Origin of the sequence: Agromyces sp. NPDC057679 (genome assembly GCF_042799635.1) — a bacterium.
Lineage (GTDB): Bacteria > Actinomycetota > Actinomycetes > Actinomycetales > Microbacteriaceae > Agromyces.
This window is the reverse complement of sequence record NZ_JBHVIK010000002.1, coordinates 1,194,201-1,214,665: the sequence shown is the minus strand read 5'-3', so window position 1 is coordinate 1,214,665 and position 20,465 is coordinate 1,194,201. Positions and strand designations below refer to the sequence as shown.

At 71.5% G+C, this 20,465-nt stretch carries 15 protein-coding genes and 1 tRNA gene; 10 read left to right on the top strand and 6 right to left on the bottom strand.

The window, feature by feature from the left end; translation table 11 throughout:
• Positions 1–89: 89 nt before the first annotated feature.
• The 6 genes from ACFVAJ_RS12520 to pstB all read left to right on the top strand — a co-directional run bounded on the left by ACFVAJ_RS12520 (position 90) and on the right by pstB (position 7,443).
• Positions 90–2,297 (top strand): RNA degradosome polyphosphate kinase, encoded by a 2,208-nt coding sequence (locus ACFVAJ_RS12520; RefSeq protein WP_376944468.1) that lies wholly within the window; start codon positions 90–92, stop codon positions 2,295–2,297.
• Positions 2,294–3,229 carry an NUDIX domain-containing protein gene (locus ACFVAJ_RS12515; RefSeq protein WP_376944466.1) on the top strand — a complete coding sequence of 312 codons (936 nt, stop codon included), beginning with the start codon at positions 2,294–2,296 and terminating at the stop codon, positions 3,227–3,229. Before ACFVAJ_RS12520 ends, ACFVAJ_RS12515 begins: the two co-directional genes overlap by 4 nt.
• Before the next feature lie 152 nt (positions 3,230–3,381).
• Positions 3,382–4,476 (top strand): phosphate ABC transporter substrate-binding protein PstS, encoded by a 1,095-nt coding sequence (locus ACFVAJ_RS12510; protein WP_376944464.1) that lies wholly within the window; start codon positions 3,382–3,384, stop codon positions 4,474–4,476.
• A gap of 121 nt (positions 4,477–4,597) precedes the next feature.
• A complete protein-coding gene (pstC, locus tag ACFVAJ_RS12505) occupies positions 4,598–5,536 on the top strand; it encodes a phosphate ABC transporter permease subunit PstC (RefSeq protein ID WP_376944462.1) in 939 nt (312 codons plus the stop codon).
• Positions 5,536–6,633 carry a phosphate ABC transporter permease PstA gene (pstA, locus tag ACFVAJ_RS12500; RefSeq protein WP_376944460.1) on the top strand — a complete coding sequence of 366 codons (1,098 nt, stop codon included), beginning with the start codon at positions 5,536–5,538 and terminating at the stop codon, positions 6,631–6,633. The genes pstC and pstA overlap by 1 nt, the downstream gene beginning before the upstream one ends.
• A gap of 30 nt (positions 6,634–6,663) precedes the next feature.
• A complete protein-coding gene (gene pstB / locus ACFVAJ_RS12495) occupies positions 6,664–7,443 on the top strand; it encodes a phosphate ABC transporter ATP-binding protein PstB (protein ID WP_376944459.1) in 780 nt (259 codons plus the stop codon).
• 94 nt (positions 7,444–7,537) lie between these two features.
• Here pstB and ACFVAJ_RS12490 read toward each other — a convergent pair whose 3' ends face one another.
• The 4 genes from ACFVAJ_RS12490 to ACFVAJ_RS12475 all read right to left on the bottom strand — a co-directional run bounded on the left by ACFVAJ_RS12490 (position 7,538) and on the right by ACFVAJ_RS12475 (position 15,788).
• Positions 7,538–9,388, bottom strand: a complete 1,851-nt coding sequence (locus tag ACFVAJ_RS12490; protein WP_376944458.1) for a glycosyl hydrolase family 18 protein — start codon at positions 9,386–9,388, stop codon at positions 7,538–7,540.
• Positions 9,389–9,620: 232 nt separating this feature from the next.
• The gene (locus ACFVAJ_RS12485) at positions 9,621–12,188 is read right to left on the bottom strand and encodes a glycosyl hydrolase family 18 protein (RefSeq protein WP_376944457.1); all 2,568 of its coding nucleotides are present in this window, start codon (positions 12,186–12,188) and stop codon (positions 9,621–9,623) included.
• Positions 12,189–12,313: 125 nt separating this feature from the next.
• A complete protein-coding gene (locus tag ACFVAJ_RS12480; protein WP_376944456.1) occupies positions 12,314–14,788 on the bottom strand; it encodes a LuxR C-terminal-related transcriptional regulator in 2,475 nt (824 codons plus the stop codon).
• Positions 14,789–14,900: 112 nt separating this feature from the next.
• Positions 14,901–15,788, bottom strand: a complete 888-nt coding sequence (locus ACFVAJ_RS12475; protein ID WP_376944455.1) for an aminodeoxychorismate lyase — start codon at positions 15,786–15,788, stop codon at positions 14,901–14,903.
• Between the two features lie 63 nt (positions 15,789–15,851).
• On the opposite strand from ACFVAJ_RS12475, the gene ACFVAJ_RS12470 reads away from it, so the two are divergent.
• Both ACFVAJ_RS12470 and ACFVAJ_RS12465 read left to right on the top strand, forming a co-directional pair.
• Positions 15,852–16,697, top strand: a complete 846-nt coding sequence (locus ACFVAJ_RS12470) for a MerR family transcriptional regulator (RefSeq protein ID WP_376944454.1) — start codon at positions 15,852–15,854, stop codon at positions 16,695–16,697.
• A gap of 33 nt (positions 16,698–16,730) precedes the next feature.
• Complete coding sequence (locus tag ACFVAJ_RS12465; protein WP_376944453.1) at positions 16,731–17,702, top strand: transglutaminase-like domain-containing protein; 972 nt, start codon at positions 16,731–16,733, stop codon at positions 17,700–17,702.
• A gap of 188 nt (positions 17,703–17,890) precedes the next feature.
• Here the strand turns inward: ACFVAJ_RS12465 and ACFVAJ_RS12460 are convergent, their stop codons facing one another.
• On the bottom strand, positions 17,891–18,529 hold the full coding sequence (locus ACFVAJ_RS12460) for a DNA-directed RNA polymerase subunit beta (protein WP_376944452.1): 639 nt from the start codon (positions 18,527–18,529) through the stop codon (positions 17,891–17,893).
• 116 nt (positions 18,530–18,645) lie between these two features.
• Here ACFVAJ_RS12460 and ACFVAJ_RS12455 point away from each other — a divergent pair, with 116 nt between their 5' ends.
• Complete coding sequence (locus ACFVAJ_RS12455) at positions 18,646–19,770, top strand: ScyD/ScyE family protein (RefSeq protein ID WP_376944451.1); 1,125 nt, start codon at positions 18,646–18,648, stop codon at positions 19,768–19,770.
• 78 nt (positions 19,771–19,848) lie between these two features.
• Here ACFVAJ_RS12455 and ACFVAJ_RS12450 read toward each other — a convergent pair whose 3' ends face one another.
• Positions 19,849–20,319, bottom strand: coding sequence for a hypothetical protein (locus ACFVAJ_RS12450; protein WP_376944450.1), 471 nt, complete (start codon positions 20,317–20,319; stop codon positions 19,849–19,851).
• Between the two features lie 6 nt (positions 20,320–20,325).
• Here ACFVAJ_RS12450 and ACFVAJ_RS12445 point away from each other — a divergent pair.
• Positions 20,326–20,400, top strand: a tRNA-Lys gene (locus ACFVAJ_RS12445).
• The last annotated feature ends 65 nt before the right edge of the window (positions 20,401–20,465 follow it).

Genomic DNA, 20,465 nt, shown 5'->3' with positions numbered 1-20,465 from the left:
CGCCCGGCCCCGTCGCCGCCCAGCCCCCGTCACCGCCCGTTAACCCGGCCCTCATCGGCGCGTTTCGGGTCGCGTGCCATGATGAGGGGATGAGCCCCGACAGCATCCTCGAGGACGACCGCACCTCCGACCGGACGGCGAGCGACTTCGACGACGACTTCGAACCCTTCGACATCGAAGGCGCGCCCGAGCTGCCGGCCGAGCGCTACCTCGACCGCGAGCTCAGCTGGCTCGCGTTCAACCAGCGGGTGCTCGAACTGGCCGAGGACGAGACGCTCCCCGTGCTCGAGCGGGCCAACTTCCTCGCGATCTTCGCGTCGAACCTCGACGAGTTCTTCATGGTCCGGGTCGCCGGCCTCAAGCGCCGCATCGTCACGGGGCTCGCGGTGCCCACGAACATCGGGCGGGCTCCGGCCGACGTGCTGAGCGACATCTCGAAGAAGGCGCACGAGCTGCAGGAGCGCCACGCCGCCGCGTACCAGACCCTCGTGAAGCCGGCCCTCGCCGCGGCCGGCATCCGCATCGCCACCTGGGCCGAGCTCGGCGACGACGAGCGCGCGCACCTCCACGACGTGTTCTCGAAGCAGATCTTCCCGGTGCTCATGCCCCTGGCGGTCGACCCGGCGCACCCCTTCCCCTACATCTCGGGCCTCTCGCTGAACCTCTCGGTGCGTGTGCGCAACAGCCGCACCGGCCGGCAGGAGTTCGCTCGCGTGAAGGTGCCGCAGATGCTGCCGCGATTCGTGCGCGTCGACCCCGACGAGTCGATCGAGAGCGCGAGGTACCTCACCCTCGAGGAGCTCATCGCCAACCATCTCGGCGATCTGTTCCCCGGCATGGAGATCGTGGAGCACCACGTGTTCCGCGTCACCCGCAACGAGGACGTCGAGATCGAGGAGGACGAGACCGAGAACCTCATCAAGGCGCTCGAGAAGGAGCTGCTGCGGCGGCGGTTCGGCCCGCCGATCCGCCTCGAGGTCACCGACGACATGGACGAGGTGACGCTCGGCCTCCTCGTTCGCGAGCTGGATGTCACGGACCAGGAGGTCTACCGCCTGCCCGCGCCGCTCGACCTGGGCGGCCTCTTCGACCTGTCGCGCCTCGACCGGCCCGAACTCCACTACCCGACGCACGTGCCGACGACGGCCGTGCAGCTGCAGCCGACCGAGTCGAACCTGCGGGCCGACGTCTTCAAGGCGGTGTCCCGCCAGGACGTGCTGCTGCACCACCCCTACGAGTCGTTCGCGACGAGCGTGCAGGCGTTCCTCGAGCAGGCGGCGGCCGACCCCGACGTCCTGGCCATCAAGCAGACGCTCTACCGCACCTCGGGCGACAGCCCCATCGTCGAGGCGCTCATCGACGCGGCCGAGTCGGGCAAGCAGGTGCTCGCCCTCGTCGAGATCAAGGCCCGCTTCGACGAGCAGGCGAACATCACGTGGGCGCGCAAGCTCGAGAAGGCGGGCGTGCACGTGGTGTACGGCCTCGTCGGGCTGAAGACGCACTGCAAGCTCGCGCTCGTGATCCGCCAGGAGAAGGGCGTGCTGCGCCACTACAGCCACATCGGCACGGGCAACTACAACCCGAAGACGAGCCGGATCTACGAGGACCTCGGCCTGCTCACCGCCGACGACCAGGTCGGCAAGGACCTGACCCGCCTCTTCAACGAGCTGTCGGGCTACGCGATCGAGAAGAAGTTCAAGCGGCTCCTCGTGGCGCCCCTCCACCTCCGCAAGGGGCTCCTGAAGCTCATCGCGACCGAGATCCGCAACGCGGAGGCGGGCCGGCCCAGCGGCATCCGCATCAAGGTGAACTCGATGGTCGACGAGGCCATCATCGACGCGCTCTACCGCGCCTCGAACGCCGGCGTGCCCGTCGAGGTGTGGGTGCGCGGCATCTGCAGCCTGCGACCGGGCCTGCCCGGGCTCAGCGAGAACATCCGGGTGCGCTCGATCCTCGGGCGCTACCTCGAGCACTCGCGGCTGTTCTGCTTCGAGAACGACGGCGACCCGCAGATCTTCATCGGTTCGGCCGACATGATGCACCGCAACCTCGACCGCCGGGTCGAGGCGCTCGTGCGCCTCACCGATCCCCTGCACCTCGCCGAGGTGCAGGGGCTCTTCGACCTGGCGATGGACGAGTCGACGAGTTCGTGGCACCTCGACGGCGAGGGCGTGTGGACCCGCCACTCGACCGACGACTCGGGGCAGCCGCTCGCCGACATGCAGAACCTGCTCATGGCCGAGGTGGCCCGTCGCACGAGATCGGCCCAGCGTCCGCGAACGGGGCAACGCCGGTGACGACGGCCGTCTACGCCGCCGGCGCCGTCTGCTGGCGCCACATCGACGGCAAGCTGCACGTGCTCGTCATCCATCGCACGGTCTACGGCGACGTCACGATCCCGAAGGGCAAGGTCGATCCCGGCGAGTCGCTGCCGCAGACCGCGGTCCGCGAGATCGCCGAGGAGACGGGGCTCGAGGTCGCCCTCGGCGTGCCGCTCGGCATCTCGCGCTATCCCCTGCCGAGCGGTCGCGAGAAGATCGTGCACTACTGGGCGGCCGAGGTGAGCGACAAGGCCGTGCAGCGCTCGACATTCAAGCCGAACGCCGAGGTCGCGGCGCTCGAGTGGGTGACGCCCAAGCGCGCCCGCGGGTACCTCAGCTACCAGCCCGACGTCGAGATCCTCGACAACTTCATGCAGCTCGTCGAGCAGGGCGTCACGCGCACCTTCAGCCTCACCGTGCTCCGCCACGGCAAGGCCGTCGCCCGCAACGGGTTCGAGGGGCCGGATGCCTCGCGGCCGCTCTCCGCCCGAGGGGTCGACCAGGCGGCGGCCCTCGTCGGGACCCTCACCGCGTGGGGACCGAAGCGCATCGTGACCAGCCCCGCCGTGCGGTGCGTCACGACCGTGGCGCCGCTCGCCGCCGCGACCGGGATCGAGATCAAGCGGGACGCCGGCATCAGCGAGGACGCCTGGCGGGCGGGCGACGGCGAGGTCCGGCGCGTCGTCGGCAAGCGCGTGCGCGCGGGCCGGTCGGCCGTGATCTGCAGTCACGGCCCCCTGCTGCCCGACCTCCTCACGGAGCTCGCGCTCGCGACCGCCACCCCGCTCGGCACCTACGTCGGCGACGCCGCCGAGCTCGAACCGGGCGCGTTCAGCGTCGTGCATCTCTCGGCGACGAACCAGGGTTCGGGCATCATCTCGATCGAGACGCACCCGCCGCGCGCCTGAAAGCGCGATCTTCCGGCGGTTTCTGCGCGCCCGGATCCGTTCACCTCCCGTTTACCGAGGTGGCGGATGCTCGTAAGGCGCGCTCGTTAGCGTCGCAGGCGGGCCGGCACCGGCCCACAACTCCTGCAAACGATCCCCGGAAGGGAAATCACGTGAACCTCAAGCGTTTCGGCGTGCCCGCAGCCATCGCCGTCACCGCGGCGCTCGCGCTCAGCTCCTGCGCCTCGAACGAGGGCGGCGCCGCCGCTCCCGAGGAGTCGACCTCGACCCTCGCCGGCAACCTCGTCGGCGCAGGCGCCTCGTCGCAGGACGCGGCCCAGCAGTCGTGGATCGCCGGATTCCAGACCGCGAACCCCGACGTCACGATCGACTACGACCCCTCGGGTTCGGGCGCCGGCCGCGAGACCTTCCTCTCGGGTGCGAGCGACTTCGCCGGTTCCGACCGCGCGTTCAAGGACGAGGAGCTCGCCGCCGGCGGCTTCCAGAAGTGCGCCCCCGACTCGACCATCGTCGAGCTCCCCCTCTACATCTCGCCGATCGCGGTCATCTTCAACCTCGAGGGCGTCGACTCGCTCGACCTCGACGCGGCGACCGTCGCCGGCATCTTCGCGGGCAAGATCACCAAGTGGAACGACCCGGCCATCGCCGCGACGAACCCCGACGCGACGCTCCCCGACCTCGCCATCACCCCCGTGCACCGCTCGGACGACTCGGGCACCACGGAGAACTTCACCGAGTACCTCGGTGCGGCCGCGGCCGACGTGTGGACCTGGGAGGCCGACGGCGTGTGGCCGTTCGAGGGCGGCGAGGCCGCACAGGGCACCTCGGGCCTCGTCGACGCCGTGACCAACGGCAACGGCACCATCGGCTACGCCGACGCCTCGCGCGCCGGTGACCTCGGCACCGTGGCGATCAAGGTCGGCGACGAGTTCGTGCCGTACTCGCCCGAGGCCGCTGCCGCGATCGTCGACCACTCGCCGTTCGCCGAGGGCCGCGCCGAGGGCGACCTCGCGATCGAGATCGACCGCACCTCCGAAGAGGCGGGCGTCTACCCGATCGTCCTCGTCAGCTACCTCATCGCCTGCGGCGAGTACGCCGAGTCCGACAACGTCGAGCTCGTGAAGGCGTACCTGTCCTACCTCGCGAGCCCCGAGGGCCAGGAGACCGCCGCGACCGACGCCGGCTCGGCGCCGATCTCGGACACGCTCCGCGAGAAGGTGACCGCCGCGATCGACTCGATCAAGTAACGACGTCGTGCCCGACCCCCGAGTTCCAGGAGGAACGACGGGGTCGGGCACAGCCGCGTCCTCCGGTTCGTCCGGGAGGCGCACCCCCGAACCGCAACCCGACCCCCGAGGATCGCACCAGATGACCTCCGCACCAGCCCCGATCAAGGCGAAGCTCCGCGTCGGCGATCTCGTCTTCTCCCGTTCGGCGGTCTTCGCCGGCTCGATGATCCTCGTGACGCTCGCCGCCGTCGCCCTCTTCCTGATCGTCCAGAGCATCCCCGCGCTCTCCGCCACGAAGGAAGACGCCTCGATCCTCGAGACGAACTTCTGGGAGTACGTCGGCCCCCTCGTCTTCGGCACCGTCTGGGCCGCAGCGCTCGCCCTCCTCATCGCCCTGCCGATCTCGATCGGCATCGCCCTCTTCATCTCGCACTACGCGCCGCGCCGGCTCGCGTCGGTGCTCGGCTACATCGTCGACCTCCTCGCCGCCGTCCCCTCGGTCGTGTTCGGCCTCTGGGGCATCGGCGTGCTCGCCCCGGCCGTCGTGCCGGCCTACACCTGGCTCAACGAGAACCTCGGATGGATCCCGCTGTTCAGCGGCACCGTCTCGGCCACCGGCCGCACCATCCTCACCGCCGCGCTCGTCCTCGCCGTCATGGTCCTCCCGATCATGACCGCCATCTGCCGCGAGGTGTTCCTCCAGACCCCCGTCCTCCACGAGGAGGCCGCGCTCGCGCTCGGCGCAACCCGCTGGGAGATGATCCGCGTCGCGGTACTGCCGTTCGGCCGCTCGGGCATCATCTCGGCCTCGGTGCTCGGCCTCGGCCGAGCGCTCGGCGAGACCATGGCGGTCGCGATGGTGCTCTCGGCCGCGCACGTCGTGACGTTCGACCTGCTGACCTCGGTCAACCCGACCACCATCGCCGCGAACATCGCGCTGAGCTTCCCCGAGGCCTACGCCCTCAACGTGAACGTGCTCATCGCGACCGGCCTCATCCTCTTCGTCGTGACCTTCGCGGTCAACGCCTTCGCGCGCTGGATCATCAGTCGCCGCAAGGAATTCTCGGGAGCGAACTGATGACCCTGCAGACCATGACCCCCGCGCCCGAGACGGGCACCCCGATCGCGAACTCGCTCACCGCGGGCCGCCTCCCCTCCTCCGCCCCCTGGGTGATCCTCGGCACCGCGGTCGCGGTCGCGGCCGCCGTCTTCGGCGTCGTCGCCATCGGCTCCGGTTCGGGCTTCGACTGGGGCGGCGCGCTCGTCGTGGGCGCCCTGCTCTACATCCCCGCGATCTGGCTCTTCTCCCGCCTCGTCGAGGGCGCGCGCCGTGCGACCGACCGCCTCGTGACGGCGCTCGTGACGGGCGCGTTCCTCCTCGCGATGATCCCCCTCGTCTCGCTGTCGATCACCGTCGTGACCTTCGGCCTCGCCCGCTTCGACGCCGACTTCTTCTCGATGTCGATGCGCAACGTCACCGGCGAGGGCGGCGGCGCGCTGCACGCGATCGTCGGCACGCTGCTCATGACGGGCGCCGCGGCGGTCATCTCGATCCCGATCGGCCTGATGACCTCGATCTACCTCGTCGAGTACGGCCGCGGCAAGCTGGCACGCGGCGTGACCTTCCTCGTCGACGTCATGACCGGTATCCCGTCGATCGTCGCGGGCCTGTTCGCCTACTCGCTCTTCGCGATCTTCTGGGGCCCCGGCACCCGCACCGGCATCGCCGGCGCCGTCGCGCTCTCGCTCCTCATGATCCCGGTCGTGGTCCGCTCGAGCGAGGAGATGCTGCGGCTCGTTCCGAACGAGCTCCGCGAGGCGGCCTACGCCCTCGGCGTGCCGAAGTGGCTGACGATCGTGAAGGTCGTGCTGCCCACCTCGATCGCGGGCATCACGACCGGCATCATGCTCTCGATCGCCCGCGTCATCGGCGAGACGGCCCCGCTCCTCATCGCCGCGGGCTTCACCGCGAGCATGAACTACAACCTCTTCGAGGGTCGCATGCAGTCGCTGCCGGTGTTCGTCTACACGCAGTACGCGAACCAGGGCAACCCGGCCGAGGCGTTCCTCGATCGTGCCTGGGCCGCCGCCCTCACCCTCATCCTCATCGTCATGGCGCTGAACCTCATCGCGAGGCTCATCGCCCGTCTGTTCGCGCCGAAGCTCGGCCGCTGAGCCCGTCGACCGTAAGCAAGAAGGAAACCCGTGTCCAAGCGCATCGAAGTCCGCGACCTCAACGTCTACTACAGCAAGTTCCTCGCTGTGGAGGGCGTCACCCTCGAGATCGAACCCCGCAGCGTCACCGCGTTCATCGGTCCGTCGGGCTGCGGCAAGTCGACGTTCCTCCGCACCCTGAACCGCATGCACGAGGTCATCCCCGGTGCGCGCGTCGAGGGCGAGGTGCTCATCGACGGCAACAACCTCTACGACCCCGCGGTCGACCCGGTGCTCGTGCGCCGTCAGGTCGGCATGGTGTTCCAGCGGCCGAACCCGTTCCCGACGATGTCGATCAAGGAGAACGTGCTCGCGGGCGTGAAGCTCAACAACAAGCGCATCTCGAAGTCCGACGCCGACGAGCTCGTCGAGCGGTCGCTGCGCGGCGCGAACCTCTGGAACGAGGTGAAGGACCGCCTCGACCGCCCCGGCTCGGGCCTCTCGGGCGGTCAGCAGCAGCGTCTCTGCATCGCGCGCGCGATCGCGGTCTCCCCCGAGGTCATCCTCATGGACGAGCCGTGCTCGGCGCTCGACCCGATCTCGACGCTCGCGATCGAGGACCTCATCGAGGAGCTCAAGCAGCAGTACACGATCGTGATCGTGACCCACAACATGCAGCAGGCATCGCGCGTCAGCGACCGGACCGCCTTCTTCAACATCGCGGGCACCGGCAAGCCGGGCAAGCTCATCGAATACGCCGACACGACGACGATCTTCTCGAACCCGTCTGTGCAGGCGACCGAGGACTACGTCTCGGGCCGCTTCGGTTGATCGGCCGCGTGCGCGACGCGCACGGCGCGGCACGCGCATGACGGATGCCCCGGAGCGAGGTTCGCTCCGGGGCATCCGTGTTCTCAGAAGCGGGTCAGCAGGCCTTCACCAGCTCCCAGGGGCCCCATTGCTCGGCGCCCGGGGTGTTGCCCTGCGTCCACCACTTGGCCTTGTACTCGTTGCCCGAGTGGCTCACCGTCGCTCCGCCCGAGTACGCGGCCGTCGCGCTCCACGCGGCGGCGCTGCAGCCGGTCGGATCGGTCGGATCAGTGGGGTCGGTCGGGTCGGTCGGGTCGGTCGGGTCCGTCGTGCACGGGCCGACGAGGCCCCAGACGTCGTTGGTGCCGGGGGTGTTGCCCTGCGTCCACCACTTCGCCGAGTACTCCTTGCCGCCGTACGAGACCTTCTGTCCGCCCGTGTAGATCGCGGTCGCGCTCCACGCGGCCGCGGTGCAGCCGGTCGGGTCGGTGGGGTCGGTCGGATCCGTGGGGTCGGTCGGGTCGGTGGGATCCGTCGGGTCGGTCGGCCCGGTCGGGTCGGTCGCCGGGCCCGTCGCCGAGGCGCGGAGCTTGTCGGCGAGGGTGCCGACCAGCTGGCCGTTGCGGTCGCCGTCGAGCTCCCACCACATGCCACCGCCGAGGCCGAGGTCGGCGATGTACTGCCCCTTGCGGGTCGTCGACTGGGCGTTGTCGTAGCTCCACCACTGGTTGCCGTCGTAGCGCCAGGCGGCGCCGATGGCGGGGTCGTAGTGGTCGGTGCCGAGGGTCTTCAGCTTGTCGTAGTCCTCGTTGCCCTTCTCCCACGTGCCGGGAGCTGCGGCCGTCGCGGGGCCCCAGGCATTCGCCGAGGTCGCGCCCTGCCAGCCTCGTCCGTAGGCGGCGAGGCCGATGCCGAGCTGCTTGGGCGAGATGCCGGTCTTCAGGTACTCCTTCACGGCCTTGTCGACGCTGAACTTCTTCGTCGCGGGCCGGGTGTCGGCGGGGTCGTCGAAGAGGTTCGCCTGGTGACCGGTGAGCGTCGGGTCCCACGCGCCGTGCAGGTCGTAGCCCTGCACGTTGCCGTAGTCGAGGTAGCGGAAGTTCTCGGGGTTGTTCCAGCCGCCCGACGCGATGTCGGCGGGGTTCGCCGGCAGGAACGCCGAGAGCTGGTACGGGTGGCCGTTCTCCGCGCTCAGGGCGTCCATCTGCGTGCGGAACTCCTTGAGCAGCAGGGTGAAGTTCGCCTTGTCGTTGACCTCGTCGACGTGGTTGCCGACCTCGCCGTTCTGCGAGCCCGGCCACTCCCAGTCGATGTCGACGCCGTCGAAGACGCCGGCAGCGGCACCGGTGCCGCCGCGCCCGTCGATGACCGGCAGGTTGCCGCGCAGGTAGAGGTCGACGCAGCTCTTCACGAACTTCTTGCGCGAGGCGTCGGTCGCGGCGGCCTTCGAGAAGTTCTTCGACCAGGTCCATCCGCCGAGCGAGATCATGACCTTGAGGTTCGGGTTCTTCGCCTTCAGCTGCTTCATCTGGTTGAACGAGCCGGCGAGGGGCTGGTCCCAGGTGTCGGCTGTGCCTGCGACCGAGTTGGCGGCGGTGTAGCCCATGCCGAAGTCGGCCCACGCGTCGCCCGCGCCGTCGGAGCCGTTCGGCCCCGTGCCCTGCGCCTTGTTGGCGATGAAGCACGTCAGGTCCTGGTAGTGGATGTTGCCGAACGCGTAGTTGATGTGGGTGAGGTCGGCCGCGGCACCCGAGGTCTGCAGCTGCTTGGCTTTGAAGTCGCGGCCGTAGACGCCCCACTGGGCGAAGTAGCCGACGTTGCGGTAGCCGTTGACGGCGCTCGGCGACTGCTCGGCCGCGACGGCCGGCGCGGCGCCGACCGCGGCGAGGCCTGCGACCATCGCGCCGGTCGCGAGGGCGGCGAGCGCCCGGCGCAGTCCGCGCCCCGGAGTTCTCTGAATCTTCATGGCGTCCTTCGGTGAAGGGGAACTGAACGGGCGCGTGCGCCCTTGGACACGCTCACGCTATGAAGGACGGCCACGGGCGGGCGTCCGCACGATCCACATGATCCGATCCCCGGGTGCCGGGCGTACGTAGGACTACCTACGTACTGCATGCGGACGGACGGGGGTTCCGTCGCCGGAACCCCCGCCCGCGGCATCCGCGTCGACCGCTGGATGCCTCGATGCCGCACCCGACTCAGCAGGCGGCCGGCTGACCCCAGACGTCGTTCGTGCCGGGGGCGTTGCCCTGCGTCCACCACTTCGCCGTGTACTCGGATCCGTTGTAGGAGACCTGCTGGCCCCCGGTGTAGATCGCCGTGGCGCTCCAGGCCGCCGCATCGCACGTGCCCGTGCCACCGCCGCCGGTGCCGCCGCCCGAGCCGGCCGACGGCTCGACGACCGTGACGCCGCGCGGCAGGTCGTCGAGCGTCGCGAAGGTCTCGGTGCCGATCTTCACCCGCAGGTTCGAGATCTCCGTCATGGGCAGTCGCCACGAGAGCTTCGTGAAGACGCTGCCGCCGGCGGGGATGCCGCCCGAGGGCACCGTGATCGCGTAGGTGTGGAAGTCGCCCTTCAGGCCGCCCACGTTCGACCCGGTGTGGTCGCTCGACACCTTCGTGATGCCCCAGCCGTTCTGCTCGCCCATCGCACCCGTGTCGCTCGTCGCGGTGTCGAAGGTGATCGTCGACCCCGCCGGGATCGCGGACTTCGACCGGTTCGTGAAGGTCACCTTGGGGTTGATCGGGTAGTTGTTGTCGCCGAGCGCGAAGTCTCCGAACGACACCTGCAGGTCGATCGCCTTCGTCGGCATCGAGACGTTCGCCTTCGCCGCGTCGTACGGCTGCGACGCCGAGAGCCGGTCGTGCAGGATCGACACGAGCGTCGACCCCATCTCGTACTGGCCCTTCTGCGTGTCGTACCCGTAGTCGCCCGCGAGCTCCCAGATCATGGCGCCGCCGATGCCGTTGTCGGCGATGTACTCGGCCTTCGCCGTGATCGCCTGGTCGGCGTCGCCCGAGAGGAAGGTCTTCGTGGTCGCGTTCCACCACCACTCGGTCTTCGTCGTCTGGTCGAAGTGGTGCGTGTAGGTGCCGTTGATCGACGTCGGCGCCCCGTAGGAGGCGGTGTAGTCGCCCACGACGCCCTTCTGCAGGTTCAGCACGTGCCAGATCGGGTTCGCGCCCGCGCCGACCTCGGCCCCGGTCTTGTCGAGGTCGTGCCAGAGGTTGTTGATGCCGACCGCGCCGTTGCCGCACTTCGAGGTGCCGCCGATGGTCGGCCCGGTGCCGGGCGGGCACTTCGTCTGGTCGGCGAGCGGCGCCTTGCCGTAGAGCCCGTCGGTGCCGCCCTGCACGCCGTCCCAGCCGCGGGTGTAGAACGGCAGGCCGACGTTGATGCGACCGGGCGGCATCGCACCGCGGAAGTAGTGGTACGCCCAGTCGGTGTTGAGGTAGCCGATGTTGGCGTAGGCGCCGTAGACGCCGCCGGCGGCGAGCTCGGGGTCCTTGCCGTCGTCGAAGAGCGGGCCGTTGCCACCGACGTAGTCGTTCCACGAGCCGTGCAGGTCGTAGCTCATGATGTTGACGTAGTCGAGGTACGGCGTCACCTGGTAGACCTCCGCACCGCGCAGCAGCCAGCCCGAGGCGGGTGCGGCGACGGTGAGGAGGTAGTGCGTGCCGTCGGCCGCGCCGGCGCGATCGAGCTTCTCGCGGAGGGTCTTCATGAGCGACTCGTAGCCGGCCCAGAGCTTCGCACGCCGCGGCTCGGAGAAGGCGAAGTCGTCGGGGCTGCCGGCCTTGCCGTTCGAATTGGCGTACTCGTAGTCGATGTCGACGCCGTCGAAGCCGTAGGTGCGGATGAATTGCACCGCCGAGTCCGCGAACGCGTCGATCTTCGCCTGCGAGTCGGTGAGCGTGTAGAAGCCGCCGTCGGCGACCCGGTCGCCGTTCGCGTCGAAGTGGCCGCCGGTCTCGGCCCAGCCGCCGACCGAGACGAGCGCCTTCACGCCCGGGTTCTGCCGCTTGTACTTCGAGAGCAGGTTGAAGTGCCCCTGGTACGGCAGCGTCGGGTCCATCTCGGCGCCGGCGACGCCGGGCCACGTCATCTTCGTCGAGGCGTTGCCCGCGACGTCCTGGTTGACCGAGACCTTGCCCTGCCCGTCGATGTGGGCGAAGGCGTAGTTGATGTGGCTGAGCTGCGTCCACGGGATGTCGCTCGCGAGGTAGCGCGGCTGGCCGTTCTGCCCAGTGCGCCAGTTCGTGAAGTAGCCGATGACGCGGTGCTCGAGGCCGTTCGGCAGCTTCTCGCGGCCCTGCTCGTCGTAGATGGTGCAGTAGGGCACGTCGACGCCGGGGGTCTGGTACAGGCCGTCGGGCCGGCACTTCTCGTCGGGGTTCGACGTCCACGGCGTGCCGGGCTCGGGAGTGGGGGTCGGAGTCGGCGTCGGGGTCGGCGTCGGGGTCGGGGTCGGCGTCGGGGTCGGCGTGGGCTCGGGGGTGCCCGTGCCGCATGCGGCGCCCGCCGCCCAGGGACCCCACTCGCCGGTGCCCGGCTCGTTGTTCTGGGTCCACCACTTCGCGGTGTAGTTGACGCCGCCGTGCGAGGCGGTCGCGCCGCCCGTGTAGACGGCGGTCGAGCTCCACGCCGGGGCGCATGCCTCGGCGGCGCTCGCGACCGCTGCGGGGAGGAGGGCTGCGATGAGCAGTCCGATCCCCGCGGCGGCGACGGCGGCCTTCGAGCCGCGCCCGAACTTCAGTGTTCGCATCTCATTCCTGTCTGCCTGTGGTCCGCCCGCGGTCCACGGGCAGCCCGACGCTACCGACGGGACGGCGCGGCCGAATCCGCACATCCCCGCATACGCGGGACTACGTACGCGCCTCGGCCGACGGCCTACGCCGTGCGCGACGGAGACAGTCCGCGCATACGGTAGGCGAGCACCGCGAGCTCGACCCGCGAATGCACGTCGAGCTTCGTGAAGGCGCGACCGAGATGCACCTCGACCGTGCGGACCGAGACGTAGAGCCGGGCCGCGACGTCGCGATTGGATGCCCCGTCGACGACCAGCATCGCGACCTCGAGCTCGCGCTCGGTGAGCACCTCGGCCCACACGGCGCGGCACGCCACGAGCGGGTCGTCGGGATCGGCCGGGTCGGCGGTGATCGGGGCCGGGGCGGGGACCGTCGACGAGGCTGCCGGTGCCGGTGCCGGCGCAGGGACACCCGGTCCCGCGGGTGGCGCTCCGACGGCTGAGGCCGCGGTGGGGCCCAGCGCCTCGCCGCCGTTCGCGGTGGCCGCGGCCGGCCCGCCCGCGGGCGCGACCGGGGAGTCCGGCCCGGCCGCGAGCAGACGCCGCTCGGCGTCGACGACGGCGAGCCAGGCCGTCGCACCCGACTCGCCGAACAGGTGCTCGGCGGCCAGCAGGTGGCGTTGGGCGCGATCGGGAGCGCCCGCCTCGCCGCAGCCCCGCGCGAGCATCAGCTCGGTACGCGCGCGCTCGTAGTGCGAGCCGATGCCCCGGCTGGCCTCGAGCGCTGCGCGGTAGTCGGCCTCGAATCGGTGCCGGTCGGTGCTGCGCATGCGACGGCGGAGCTCGCTCGCGAGCCGCGAGTCGGGCGGGCGCCGCACGCCCGGCTCGACCTCCGGCCCGACGTTCGCCGACGGCGCTCGACCGTGCACCTCCCAGCCGGCGGCGGTGTCGAGCCCCGGAACGTGCAGGCCGCACCCCGCCGCCTGCTCGCGTTCGCCCGCGAGGGCGACGAGCGTCGCCGCCTCGGCGCGGGCGCCGCGCAGGTGTGCGGCCACGGCGCGGTCGACGAGCTCCTCGGCCCGGATCGAGACCGTCGAGGGCGGCTGCGACGCCTCGACCGCGCGGGCGAACGCACCGATCTCGCCGTTCGTGATGACGTCGATCCGTCGCGCGAGCGTCGCCCCGAGCCCGCCGAACGGCAGTGCGATCGGCAGGTCGGTCGCGGCACGGGCGAGCAGCTGCCCGGCCCGGCCGACCTCGCCCGACCAGAGCACCAGCAGCGCGGCGGCGACGGCGCGTGCGGCCCGCATGATCGGCGCCCGTTCGTCGCGAGCGACGCGCGGATCGCTCGAGGTGTCGCGGAGTGCGCCGAGCCAGCGGGCGGCACGCTCGGGATCGCCCGCGAGTCCCTGCTCAATCGCGCGCGCGATCGCGCCGGCGCCGGCCGTCGCGGCGGTGCCCGATACGACGGTCGTCGGTGCGGCGTTCCCGACCCCGAACATCGCGCACCACGCGAGCGCCGCGCGGATCGGCCCGTCGTCGAGCCCGTACCGGGCGGTCAGCCGCCCGGCTTCGGCGAGGCGGCGCGCGGCGGCGGCCGGAGCACCGCGCTCGGCCAGCAGCCCGGCCGCAGTCGCCGAGGCGCGGGCGAGATCGGACCACCGTCGCGCGGACCGTGTCTCGGCATCCGAACAGCCCGCCCCGTCGGCGGTCGCCGCGGCGATCCGATCGTCGAGCTCGCCGAGCGGCACGTCTCCCTCGAGCGCTGAGCGCGCGATGAGGTAATCGGCGAGCACCGCGGCGCGCTCGTCCTCGTCGCCGTGCTCGAGCACCCCGCCGAACCAGCATCTGGCGTCGTCGACGTGGCCGCCGTGCAGGGCGGCGCGGCCGGCGATGCGCCACGCATCGATCTCGGCGCGGCCCGAGGCGTGGCTCGCCGCCTCGCGGGCGACGGCGTGCGCCCACTCGGACTCGCCGGCCGCATCGGCGGCCTCGGCGATCTCGAGGAGCGGGGCGACGAACGCCTCGGAGCCCTCGAGCGTGGAGAGCGATCGGTGCCAGGTGGCCCGCGCGTCGACGCCGAGCTCGGCATACGCCCGGGCCAGCGCCGCGTGCGCCGCCGTGCGCTCGGCGAGGCTGGCGACGGCGTGCGCCCAGACGCGCACCCGCGGGTCGGCGAAGGCGAAGTGGCCGGCGACGAGCAGGAGATGACGGCTGACCCCGCCCTCGACGAGCGCCGACATCGGCCGGCCCGAGGCGGCGAGCAGCACGTCGACCCGGTCGTCGACGCAGACCGCGGCGGTGACGAGCAGCAGGCGCTCCCACTCCGCCAGCCGCAGCGCGTCGGCCCCGACCGCCCGTTCGATGGCGGGGACGAGCGGCAGCGGGTCGGGCAGCACGGCGTGGCCGAGCCGCTGCGCGACGCGGAGTCGTCCGGTCACCTCGATGATCGCGTCGGCGTCGCCGCTGAGGGCGAGACCCAGTCGTGCGGCGACATGCGGGGCGACGACGAGGCGGTGCCGGGCGAGCAGCTCGACCACCGCGCGCGTGTCTTCGAAGACCTCGGTCGACGAGCGATGACGCGGGGCTTGGCGGGGCCGTTCCGGTGTGGACGCCATTGCCCCTCCGCTCACTTCTCCGGTCGCGTGGGGTTATGTTAGCAACATTTACAAAGTCGGCGCGAGTGCCGGTCGCCGGCCGCGCAACTCCCCCTTCGGGGGCGGGCGGCGCTCAGTCTCGCGGGCTCAGGAGGTAGTCGTTGAAGCGCCGGGTGGTCGCCGCGTCGAGGGCGACGGGAGCCCCGTCGACCGCCGTCACGCCCGCGGCGAGCCGCACGCTCGAGACGAGCCAGACGGCATCGGCGAGCGCGAGCTCGGCCACCGGGATGTCGCGGTACTCGGTGCGCTCCCCCGCCTGGGCGAGGTGCTCGAACAGGCTCTGCTGGGTGGTGCCGTGGAGGATCGCCCCGCTCGGCGCGGGCGTCGTGTAGACGCCGTCGATGCGGAGGATGATGCTCGAAGTCGGCCCCTCCATGACGAATCCGTCCGAGGAGACGTAGATCGTGTCGTCGGCGCCGCGGCGCTTCGCCTCGCGGAGCGCGGCCATGTTGGGCGCGTAGCTCAGCGTCTTCGCGCCGAGCAGCAGCCAGGGCGCCCGGGCCGCCGCATCGTGGGCGATCCCGCGATCGAGCGTCACGACCCGGATGCCCTGCTCGCGCGGCACGGAGAAGTCGGCCGCGGGCGAGGCGTGCAGCCACGCCGTCGGCGCCGGGCCGTGCTCGACGCCGCGGCTCAGCACGAGCTTCAGCGCGAACTCGCCGGTGGCCGGCAGCGCCGCGGTCGCGCGCCGGATCGCCGCGTGCCACTGCTCGAGGTTCGGCTCCGGCAGTTCGCAGATCGCCGCCGAGTTGCGCAGCCGCACGAGGTGGGCCTGCGCCTCCTGGGCGTGACCGTCGACGACGGCGAGGGTCTCGAAGATGCCGTCGCCGCGCTGCGTCGACAGCTCGCCGACCCGCAGCGCCGGCTCCGAGGCATCCACCTCGTGGAAGGTCGCATCGACGCCGTCGGCGGACGCGTCGGCGGGCAGCGGGGCGATGAGGAGGGTCACGGTCGAGGCCATGCACCAATGCTATGCAGCCGCAGGGCTGCGGGATGCCCCCGGTCGATGCGCTACCGTACGGGCATGCGGATGCTCGGGACCGGCGAGATGAGCCGCGCCTCCGGGCTGTCGCTCAAGGCGCTGCGGCTCTACGAGGCGAACGGACTGCTCGTGCCCGCCGAGGTCGATGCGCGCACCGGGTACCGCCGCTACGGGGAGGCCGAGCTCGCCCGCGCCCGTTCGATCCAGGCCCTGCGCCGGGTAGGGCTGCCGCTCGACCGGGTCCACGAGTTGATCGATGCTCCGCCCGAGCGGCTGCGGGCCGATCTCGCCGCCTGGTGGTCGGCCGAGCGCAGCGCGTTCGCCCGGCGCAGCCAGGTCGTCGACGTCGTCGCGGATGCCTCGGGGCTGGAACTCGTCGACGCCGACGCATCCGCTGCCGTCGCCGACCGTGTGCGGGTGGTCCACCGCGAGGCGCAGAAGACGGCGTCGATCACACGCGTCGTGGAGCAGGCCGAGCTCGTGCCCACGACGATCGGCGACGTCATCGCGTTGCGTCACCACCTCGCCGCCCACGACGCACGCCCGCTCGCGACGCACCAGCTGATCTTCCACGAGCCCGTGGGCTTCGCGCTGCCCGGCCGCGTCGAGAGCGCGGTGCCGTACACCGGGACGTGCGATCCCGTCGGCGACATCGTGCTGCGCGCGGAACCGGCGACCACGTACGTCGCGGTCGACGTCGCCGCCGACGAACTCGTCTATCCCGCCCTGCTGCGGTTCTACGACGCGATCGCGCGCGCCGCCGAGCGGCACGGCGGCCCGCTCGGCCCGCCGCGCGAGCTCTACGAGCGCCCGTGGTCGACCGTGCCCGGCGACGTCGTCGCCACGATCGCGACCCCCGTGGACCCCGGATCAGCGCCTCGTGCTTGACTCTGCCCCCGGGGCGGACTGGATGCTCGAACCATGACCGATCACCTCGCCGAGGCCGCACCGGCCGGCACCTCCTCCAACGTCGCGGCCGCCCGCTCCGAGCGCTACCGCCCCCACTCCGCCGTCACCGATCCCGGGGCCCACGCCGACCTGCTGCGTGCCGTCGGCACGGGGTTCGACGCGCTTCACCGCACCGTCGAGCTCCTCGTCGACCACTATCGCGCGACCCCGGGAGGAGTGGGGGCCGAGCAGTTCGACGACATCGACCGACGGTGGGTCGCCTCGCAGCTCGACGCCCTCGTCGAGCGGCAGGCCGGGCCGCTCGACGCGCCCCGTGCGCCGGAGGCTCGCCTCGGCGGCTGCTGCCGCGACCACTCGGTGCTCGCCGTCGCGATCCTGCGCGAGCACGGCGTTCCGGCTCGCAGCCGCCTCGGGTTCGCCGGGTACTTCGCACCCGGCTATCACCACGACCACGTCGTCGGCGAGCGGTGGGACGACCAGACCGGACGCTGGGTGCGTTTCGACCCCGAACTCGACCCCGCCGCGTACCCGTTCGCGGTCGACGACCTCACGCGCGGCGACGCGGCCGGCTTCCGCACCGCCGCCGAAGCCTGGCAGGCGTACCGCGCAGGACTCACCGACCTCGCCGACCACGGCGTCGGGCCCGACACGCCGTACGCAGGTCCCGCGTTCGTGCACGGCTACGTGATCGCCGACCTCGCCCACCGGCAGCGCTGCGAGGTACTGCTGTGGGACGGCTGGGGAGCGATGGCCGCGCCGGGCGACGAACTCTCGGCCGCACAGCTCGAACTCGCCGACCTCGTCGCCGAGCTGACCGTCGCGGCCGACGCCGGCGACGAAGCCGCGGAGGCCCGGCTCGACGAGCTCTGGTCGTCCGACCCGCGGGTGCGTCCCGAACGATTCGTCGAGACGTGGTCGCCCACCGGGCGCATCGGCCGGACCGACCTCGAATGCCGCACCACCGAATGGCGCACCGGGGGCTGAGGTGCCGTTCGACCCGGCCGAAGACATGACAAGGCCGGCCGCAGAAACGCCTCTCGGCGCGAGGCCGCTCGGAGCGGCGAATTTTGGAGCCCGGGGTTACTGCGGCCGGCCTCAGTCAGTCTAAACGACGTCGGAGGCGGGTTCATTCCCGGCGACGGCGCCGGAGTCTGCCAGGCGCGGTGAGCGGCTCAGTCGAGGGCGTCGCGCCGCCAGAGGCGGGCGCAGGCGCTGAGCTCGTCGGCGAGCTCGGTGAGGCGCAACGCGCGTCGGGTGAGCGCGCCCGAGCGCTCGGGGTGCGCGGCGTCCGTGGCATCCGCGTCGTCGGCGAGGCTCGTGAACCCGGCCGCGCTCACCCGCGCGAACGCCGCCGCGCGCTCGAGCGCGACGGCGAAATCTCCGGTGAAGACGCCGTGCAGCACCCGGTCGGCGAGCTCGCGCACCTCGTCGGGGCCCGTGGGCGAGGCCGCCCCCGCGACGACCTGGTCGATCGTGTGCGAGACCTCGGAGCCGCGTCGGTAGGCGAGGCTCAGCGCCTCGGCGTCCTGGCCGATGAGCGTGCGCAGCAGGTAGATGCGCCAGAGCGCGCCCGGCAGGCTCTTCGCCGAGGAGCCCGACCAGAGCTCGGCGATCGCGTCGATGCCGTGCAGGTCGGTGTACGCGATCAGCCGCGCGACGATCTCGGGATCGGGGTTCTCGCGCACCCGCGCGAGGAGGGCCGCCGCCGTGTCGTGGGCCGCCCGGTTCAGCCGGGCCGGGTCGTCGCCGCCGATGAAGCCGTCGAAGAGTGCGGGCGGAAACCGGGTGGGGCGGTGGAAGTCGGCGGCCATTCGGAACAGGATACCCGGGCTCCCCGCGACTGTCCCCCACGCCGGGTGATCCCCCGCACTGGGGCCGCCCGCACTGGGGGCGTCGGGGCCGTCGCATCGGGAATAGCCTGCGAACCATGCGCACTCGAAGCCTCCTCACGTTCGCTGCGGCGACCGCGCTCGTCGCGACCGCCGCCATCGCCGCCCCGGCCGCCGCTGCGCCGGCCCCGGGCACCCCAGAGACCCGCGCGAGCGGGCTTCCCTCCCCGCTCGGGCTCGCCGTCGCGACCGACGGCCGCGCCATCGTCTCGGGCAACTTCGCCGGCCTGCTCTCAGGCGTCGACAAGAAGGGCGGCACCTCGACGCTCGTCGCCGCACCCGGCGAGGAGATCTCGGCCCCGGCGATCGCCGGATCGACGGTCTACTACATGCGCGGCGGTCACGACCACGTCGTCGCCGGCCTCTACGCGCTGAAGAACGGGACCTCGACCCTCGTCGCCGACCTCGCGGGGTACGAGGCGAGCGAGAACCCCGATGCCGTCAACACCTACGGCTTCTCCGACCTGACGCCCGAGTGCGAGGCGCAGTTCACCGGATTCCCGCCGTTCCCGCCGCTCGGCGAGCCGCACTACACCGGCATCGTCGACACGCACGCGTACGGGGCGACCGTGGTCGGCGACACCGTCTACATCGCCGACGCGGGCGCCAACGCCATCCTCGCGGTCGAGGACGGCGAGGTCTCGACGGTGGCGGTGCTGCCGCCGAGCGCGCCGATCATCGTGCCGCCGGGCTTCGGCGGCCAGTACGGCTGGCCGGCCTGCACTGCCGGCCACGGCTATCGCACCGAGCCGGTGCCGACCGATGTCGAGCTCGGCCCCGACGGCTGGCTCTACGTGACGAGCCTTCCCGGCGGCGAGGAGAGCCCCGCCTTCGGACCGCGCGGCACCGTCGTGAAGGTGAACCCCGAGACCGGCGAGATCGTGCCCGTGGCGAGCGGATTCAACGGGGCCACCAACCTCGCGGTCGCGCCGAACGGCACGATCTACGTCAGCGAACTGTTCGGCGGGGCCGAGGGCGCGGGCCAGGTCGCGATCGTCGCCCCGGGCGCCAGCCAGGCGACCGGCGTGATCGACGTCGCGATGCCCGCCGCGGTGTCGGTGCGAGCCGAACAGCTCTACGTGACGACCGAGGCGCTCTCGGACGAGGGCGGCAAGCTGACCGTTGTGCCGCTCAAGGGAACCGCGAACAGCCGTCGGGGCTGAACGACGACCCGCCGAGGTGGCGAGCGGCCGGACGCCGGGTGAATCCGGTGGCCGGCCGCTTCGCCGTGCCCGACCGACTCACTCCCGCGCGGCGGCGCGCCGCATGAATGCGGTTCGCCAGTTGTCGCCGGAGCGCTCGTAGGTGACCTTCGCGTGGCAGTTGCGGCAGCGCACGTCGCACTTGGCGATCTCGCTCATGACCTTGCGCACCGAGTAGCCGTTCTGCGCCAGGCGCATCACCTCGGCGGACTTGTCGCAATCCGCGCGATGGTCGAAGTCGAGCACCCGCAGGTCGGACTCGCCGCAGTCGAGGCAGGGATGCGCGAGCAGGTAGTCGCCGACAGCGTCGAGCGCGAGGCGCCTCTGCTGCGCCTTTCTCGCCATGATCACGCGCACATGGGCCTCACGGTTGTTTGCGTAGTACTCGCGGGCCTTCTGCCGGTTGCATTCCTTGCAGAGCGATGTGAGACCGTCTCGCGCCGATCTGAGGCGGTTGAACTCTTCAAGTGGCCTAGACTGCTTGCAGCGATAGCAGCGCTTCTGCGTCACGTTCACGCCCCCGTAGCTCAGAGGCAGAGCAGCTGACTTTTAATCAGCGGGTCGGGATGTCGGAATTCCCCGGGGGCACCATCAGGGTCGGGCTCCACGGCTCGGGCACTTGTCATCGACGACCTCCTTCATTCGAAGGTATCTTC

Bases quoted from the DNA above. Each gene is read 5' to 3' on its own strand.
- ACFVAJ_RS12455 (WP_376944451.1), top strand. From the start codon at position 18,646: ATGCGCACTCGAAGCCTCCTCACGTTCGCTGCGGCGACCGCGCTCGTC.
- ACFVAJ_RS12475 (WP_376944455.1), bottom strand. From the start codon at position 15,788: ATGGCCTCGACCGTGACCCTCCTCATCGCCCCGCTGCCCGCCGACGCG.
- ACFVAJ_RS12460 (WP_376944452.1), bottom strand. From the start codon at position 18,529: ATGGCCGCCGACTTCCACCGCCCCACCCGGTTTCCGCCCGCACTCTTC.
- ACFVAJ_RS12465 (WP_376944453.1), top strand. From the start codon at position 16,731: ATGACCGATCACCTCGCCGAGGCCGCACCGGCCGGCACCTCCTCCAAC.
- ACFVAJ_RS12470 (WP_376944454.1), top strand. From the start codon at position 15,852: ATGCGGATGCTCGGGACCGGCGAGATGAGCCGCGCCTCCGGGCTGTCG.
- pstA (WP_376944460.1), top strand. From the start codon at position 5,536: ATGACCCTGCAGACCATGACCCCCGCGCCCGAGACGGGCACCCCGATC.
- ACFVAJ_RS12485 (WP_376944457.1), bottom strand. From the start codon at position 12,188: ATGCGAACACTGAAGTTCGGGCGCGGCTCGAAGGCCGCCGTCGCCGCC.
- ACFVAJ_RS12490 (WP_376944458.1), bottom strand. From the start codon at position 9,388: ATGAAGATTCAGAGAACTCCGGGGCGCGGACTGCGCCGGGCGCTCGCC.
- ACFVAJ_RS12480 (WP_376944456.1), bottom strand. From the start codon at position 14,788: ATGGCGTCCACACCGGAACGGCCCCGCCAAGCCCCGCGTCATCGCTCG.
- pstC (WP_376944462.1), top strand. From the start codon at position 4,598: ATGACCTCCGCACCAGCCCCGATCAAGGCGAAGCTCCGCGTCGGCGAT.
- ACFVAJ_RS12520 (WP_376944468.1), top strand. From the start codon at position 90: ATGAGCCCCGACAGCATCCTCGAGGACGACCGCACCTCCGACCGGACG.